Annotated in this window: 6 protein-coding genes and 1 pseudogene; 2 read left to right on the forward strand and 5 right to left on the reverse strand. The window is 49.6% G+C overall.

What is annotated here, in order from left to right:
• From ACR0P9_RS07590 to ACR0P9_RS07605, 4 genes and pseudogenes are all read right to left on the reverse strand, one after another.
• Positions 1-627 (reverse strand): annotated as a pseudogene (locus tag ACR0P9_RS07590) (B12-binding domain-containing radical SAM protein); the annotation flags it as partial.
• A 103-nt stretch (positions 628-730) separates the two neighbouring features.
• Positions 731-1,603: a hypothetical protein gene (locus ACR0P9_RS07595; RefSeq protein WP_432618861.1), complete on the reverse strand. Its 873-nt coding sequence runs from the start codon at positions 1,601-1,603 to the stop codon at positions 731-733.
• A 234-nt stretch (positions 1,604-1,837) separates the two neighbouring features.
• Entirely contained in the window at positions 1,838-2,284 is a 447-nt protein-coding gene (locus ACR0P9_RS07600) for a hypothetical protein (protein ID WP_432618863.1), read from the reverse strand.
• Positions 2,241-3,125 carry a recombinase family protein gene (locus tag ACR0P9_RS07605; protein WP_432618865.1) on the reverse strand — a complete coding sequence of 295 codons (885 nt, stop codon included), beginning with the start codon at positions 3,123-3,125 and terminating at the stop codon, positions 2,241-2,243. The genes ACR0P9_RS07600 and ACR0P9_RS07605 overlap by 44 nt, the downstream gene beginning before the upstream one ends.
• Positions 3,126-3,220: 95 nt before the next feature.
• Between ACR0P9_RS07605 and ACR0P9_RS07610 the strand changes: the two genes are divergently transcribed.
• Complete coding sequence (locus ACR0P9_RS07610) at positions 3,221-3,706, forward strand: NUDIX hydrolase (protein WP_432618867.1); 486 nt, start codon at positions 3,221-3,223, stop codon at positions 3,704-3,706.
• Here ACR0P9_RS07610 and ACR0P9_RS07615 read toward each other — a convergent pair.
• The gene (locus ACR0P9_RS07615) at positions 3,633-4,172 is read right to left on the reverse strand and encodes a hypothetical protein (RefSeq protein ID WP_432618869.1); all 540 of its coding nucleotides are present in this window, start codon (positions 4,170-4,172) and stop codon (positions 3,633-3,635) included. The two genes, ACR0P9_RS07610 and ACR0P9_RS07615, sit on opposite strands and share 74 nt — an antisense overlap.
• A gap of 86 nt (positions 4,173-4,258) precedes the next feature.
• Between ACR0P9_RS07615 and ACR0P9_RS07620 the strand changes: the two genes are divergently transcribed.
• Positions 4,259-4,753 (forward strand): phosphatase PAP2 family protein, encoded by a 495-nt coding sequence (locus ACR0P9_RS07620; protein WP_432618871.1) that lies wholly within the window; start codon positions 4,259-4,261, stop codon positions 4,751-4,753.
• The last annotated feature ends 136 nt before the right edge of the window (positions 4,754-4,889 follow it).

A 4,889-nucleotide genomic window follows, 5' to 3' on the forward strand; every position in this document is an offset into this window, starting at 1 on the left:
ATCGTACAGTGCCGGTACATACAAGCCTTCAATATGACATGCTTTGCGCAAAAATTCGTCCTTGCTCCAATTTTCCCGCTTCGCCTGACGATACAGATCGGTAAATTCGATCATAATCTCTTCGCCGTCGCCAATCTGAAACGCATCGACAAACGGGGCAAGCGGCTCCGGATTATACGCACACGGACCGCCGCACACAACAAAGTTCTTCAGCGTCTTTCTGTCGCAAGTACGTACCGGAATGCCGCCCAAATCCAGCATATTCAGAATATTGGTGAACGACAGCTCATATTGCAGCGTAAAGCCTAAAATATCTAATTCTGTGATTGGGTCGCCGCTTTCCAATCCATACAGCGGAATATCTGCCTGTCGCATCTCCGCTTCCATATCAATCCACGGTGCAAAGACGCGCTCACACCAAATACCGTCCTGATGGTTGAGCAGTCCATACAAAATACGGCTTCCCAGATGGGACATGCCAACCTCGTATGTGTCCGGAAAACACATACCAAATCGCAGATCAACAGTTTCCTTGTCCTTGACAATAGAGCCCCATTCTCCGCCGACATATCGGGCAGGCTTTTGGACTCGCGGCAAGATTCGTTTCAGCTTCCGAGAGAGCTTCATAACATTCGTACCTCATTTTTCATCGTTGTTTGTTCCGTTCAAAAGAAAGGAGCTCTCCGACCGTTGGGGACCGAAGAGCCCGCTCGTTGCAGGGTTCAGGTGATTATTCCTGTTCATCCGTCTGATCCGGATCGCCAAAAAGACGCTTGCGCTTCTCGTAATCCGACTGACGTTCCAAATATGTATACTCCAAACGCAGGGTTTCCTTGAGCAGGACTTCCAATTCAGACGCGTATGCCGCCAGCTCATCTGTAGACGGCAGCTTGCCAAAGGAGACAATCTTCATATATTTATTGACCGCTGTGTGCAGCCGTACCTGCGCGCGGCTCAGTTCGCCATACGTCAGTTCATTGACAATCTGCTGCAATTCTGCGCGCAGTCCCAATGTCATGAGCTGGAATACCACGCGGTCTGCCGGAATGCTCAGACGCACCTCATATCGCGCCAACAGCTGTTCAATCAGGGCATTGTTTGCCTCATGCATCTTGCGCAGATCTTCCATCTTATAGGAATGCATCTTGAGGCCAACCGACTCCTCTGTCAAACGCAGTTCTTCCAGCTCTTCCGGTGTAATTTCCAGATTTTCCGGCACAGCAGACAGGCTGTATCGGCCAATCGCTGCTCGCATTGCCTTGTACAGGTTTGCCATGCAGTACACCTGTCGCTCGCAGTCTTCAAAATGTGTCTCTGCTTTCTTGAGCAGATCCTGCGTTTTGTTCAGCTTGCTCCGTGCCTCTTTTTCCAGACCATCGTAATAATCAACGACCTTCTGTCGTTCATCTGTCGTCTGCTTATGGATGGCAATGACAATGTCATCCTTTTTCGCAATTGTCTCATTGCGTGCGGCAAGTTCTTCCTCAGCATCCTTGAGCTGTTTCTGTAGCTCCTGTAATTTTGCTTCGGACGCTGCGAGTTGTTCATTAACTGTTTCCAGCGTTTCCCTTGCACTAAGCAGTTCCTTTACATTCTCAAACATGCTGTATCTCCTATTCCATCCGGATAAACCGTCATATCGTAAAAATCAAATCACAAAGCGAAGCCTTCTTCGTATACTTTGCCGTAACTCAGCAAAGTATCCCGTGTTCTCGCTCGTTTCCTCAAATTAAAATCAAAATTATTGTACTACGAATGCACCGTTTTCGCAATAGTTTTGGAGCGTACAAAGCAAAAAAGCCGGAAATTTCTCTCCGGCTTTCCTTTCTGCGTGTTTTCAGCTGCGGCATCCACGGCATTCGTCCTTTTTCGGGTGACAGCCGCAGTCCTTGTCAAAATCGCCCGGTGCGCCGCGTCCGTCCTTCGGGAAAAATTCTTCCACCGGAAATTCAAACCGGTTGAACATCTCACAGGGATCTTCCTGCTTGCAGCATCCATTCGAGCAGCTGCAATCCTTGGCAGGCATACAGATGTCATATGCCGGCATGAGCAGCTGAATGTCTCTCTCCAAACGAATGATGGAGAATTGTCCCAGCGTGACAAACAGCTTTTTCACGCCGGTGTCCAGAATAATATCATCACCGAACAGACAGCTGAGCGGTTCCGGCACTTCGCTCAAATCACAGCAGCAGCCGCAGCGGCACTCCGGCTCCATGATCTTGGCGGACAGCACCAGCGGGTCAAGTGTTTCTGTTTGTGCCGCAGGCTTTTCCGGTTTCAGCAATCCTGCGGCGGCGTTTGCGTTCGCATTGCACAGCGGCAAAGGTTTCCGGCGAGACAATGGCCCACTCCGGACGAGCGTGAACATACCATTGTTCCCGCGGCAGCGGCTGAACGGTTCCCTCCAGATAATCTGTCACCGTGCTTTTGTGATTGACAAGTACGCCGCAATAAATCGGATTGTCCAAGCAGCGCCGCACGCCGCGTGCCTCCCATTGATTTCCGCGTTTGGTTGTTTTTCCGGCGCGATTGAGCTGGGCGGCAATGCTTGCCGCGCCCATTCCGGTCAAATACAACCGAAACATTTCCCGCACAATGTCCGCTTCTCGCGGCTGTTTGCGCAGGGAAAACAATCCCGTGCGCGTATAGCCGAAAATCACCGGCGGCACCCGCCCGCGCTTGGCATTGAGTTCTTTGCCAAATTTAATGCGTTTGGACAGATGTGCGCTTTCCTCTTGTGCCAATGATGCGTATACTGTCAGAAGAAATTCCGAATTCCCCATGCATTCCTGCCCTTCTGACAGAAACCGAAGCTGTACACCGTACTTTTTGAGCAGCCGCACCGCCTGTAAGCAGTCTACGGTATTGCGGGCAAATCGCGAAATATCTTTAACACACAGCACATCAAACGCCCGTCTCTGTGCATCGCGCAGCATGTGCAGAAACTCTGTCCGATGCTTCATCTGCCTGCCGGAAATCCCGGCATCCGCATAGATGCGCGTCAAAATCAGCCGTTCTCGATGCGCATACGACGCAAAAAATTCTTCTTGGTGCGCAAGACTGTCCAGCTGTGCTTCTTTTTGTGTCGATACGCGGCAATATGCCGCCATACGCAATGGTTGCATGGCATTCCCTCCCTATGCAGCAAGTATATGCAGAAATCCATTGCGTTTTTCCGCCAAATCTTTTACAATAACAAGCAGAAAGTTAGGTGATCTCTATGCGCAACACAACGCTGATTTATATTCAACAAAATGACAACTACTTGATGCTGCACCGCACGAAAAAGAAAAACGACCAAAGCCACGACAAATGGCTCGGCATCGGCGGCAAATTTGAAGACAAGGAAAGCCCAGAGGACTGTATCCTGCGTGAAACCAAGGAAGAAACCGGTCTTACTCTGACGCACTACAAATATCGCGGCATCGTGACCTTTGTTTCGGATGTATGGGAGACCGAATACATGCATCTGTTTACCGCAGACGGTTTTACCGGAGAGCTAATCGAATGCAACGAGGGAGATCTCGAATGGATTCCGCGCGAGCATCTGCTATCTCTGCCTGCTTGGGAGGGAGATAAAATCTTTTTGAATCTGTTATTTGATGAAAATCAGCCATTTTTCTCTCTGAAATTCATCTACGAGGGCGATAAACTGGTATTCGCATCCAAAGACGGCGTACAACTGCCGCTGTCCTCTTCTCACTGAGCAGGGCAAATGGTTCAACAACTGCCTCCGGCTTGTTCGTCCGCTCAATGGTCTGTGCATTCGGCGCGCCTGCCTGGGAAGTAAAGATTCTTGCTGTCCCCTCACTGCCGTACAAAATTGTCCGTTTGTCAAAATATGCCAAACCGCAAATATCCTGCATCCGTCCGCATCCAGCACTGATTTCTGCAAATACCTTGTAGTAATAGCGGACATCCACATGGAAAAAGCCGCGGTTAAAGTCTACCGGCTGTACGTCAATATCGACCCACAGCAGCTCCGCGCGGCGCGGCTTGACACTGGACGAACGTTCCAGCAATTCTTGCGACTGTCGGGTTAAATATACCCGCAAATCGCGGATACATTCTTTGGAGCGACATGCATCATAGACTTTTCGCGTATGCGTACATACCGCTTCGCGGATGGGCTTTTCTCCGCAAATTGGGCCGGGTGTCACACGTTCACTCATATGTTTTCCCTCCATCTCAGATGTTCTGATGTATTCTATGCCGCAGATGGAAAAAGGTGATTTCGTTTAACCAAAGGAGTTTCTCTATGACCGCTCAACAGTATGAAGCATGGACGCGCCCTCTGCGTAAGCATCCATCCTTAACCAAAGCCGTGCTGTGTATCAACAAAGTTTTGACCGCGCTGGTATACATCGCCTATCCCCTGCTGTTGCTCGTCCTGCTGCTGCAAAATGACGCGCGTTTTCTATCCGTCTTTTTGACACCGGCGATTTCTTTCGTCCTAGTGTCAGTCTTTCGCAGCCGCGTAAATGCGCCGCGCCCTTATGAGCAGCTGGATATTCAGCCTCTCATTCACAAGGATACGCGCGGGCACTCATTTCCCAGTCGGCATGTTTTTTCCTCTGCCGTGATTTCCTGCGCGTTTTTATCCATCTCGTCTGTGCTCGGCATCGCTCTGCTCGTGATAACAGCATTGCTGGCTGTCATTCGCGTGTTGGGCGGCGTGCATTTTCCCCGAGATGTCATTGCCGGTTTTTGCATCGGTCTGCTGGCCGGATGGATTGGTTTCGTTCTGCTATAAGATTTGTCGGAATTTTTTATGCAAAATGCATAGAATTTTTTACAAAAATATGATAAACTTGAAAAAGTAAAAGTTCCACAACTTGTTTAGAAAGAGGAAGACATATTATGAGCAATGTTTGTGTAAAGAACTGCTG

This window comes from Butyricicoccus sp. (assembly GCF_050872565.1).
Classification (GTDB): Bacteria; Bacillota; Clostridia; order Oscillospirales; family Butyricicoccaceae; genus Butyricicoccus_A.

Coding starts and splice junctions, on each gene's coding strand:
- ACR0P9_RS07610 (WP_432618867.1), top strand. CDS start 3,221: ATGCGCAACACAACGCTGATTTATATTCAACAAAATGACAACTACTTG.
- ACR0P9_RS07620 (WP_432618871.1), top strand. CDS start 4,259: ATGACCGCTCAACAGTATGAAGCATGGACGCGCCCTCTGCGTAAGCAT.
- ACR0P9_RS07605 (WP_432618865.1), bottom strand. CDS start 3,125: ATGCAACCATTGCGTATGGCGGCATATTGCCGCGTATCGACACAAAAA.
- ACR0P9_RS07595 (WP_432618861.1), bottom strand. CDS start 1,603: ATGTTTGAGAATGTAAAGGAACTGCTTAGTGCAAGGGAAACGCTGGAA.
- ACR0P9_RS07615 (WP_432618869.1), bottom strand. CDS start 4,172: ATGAGTGAACGTGTGACACCCGGCCCAATTTGCGGAGAAAAGCCCATC.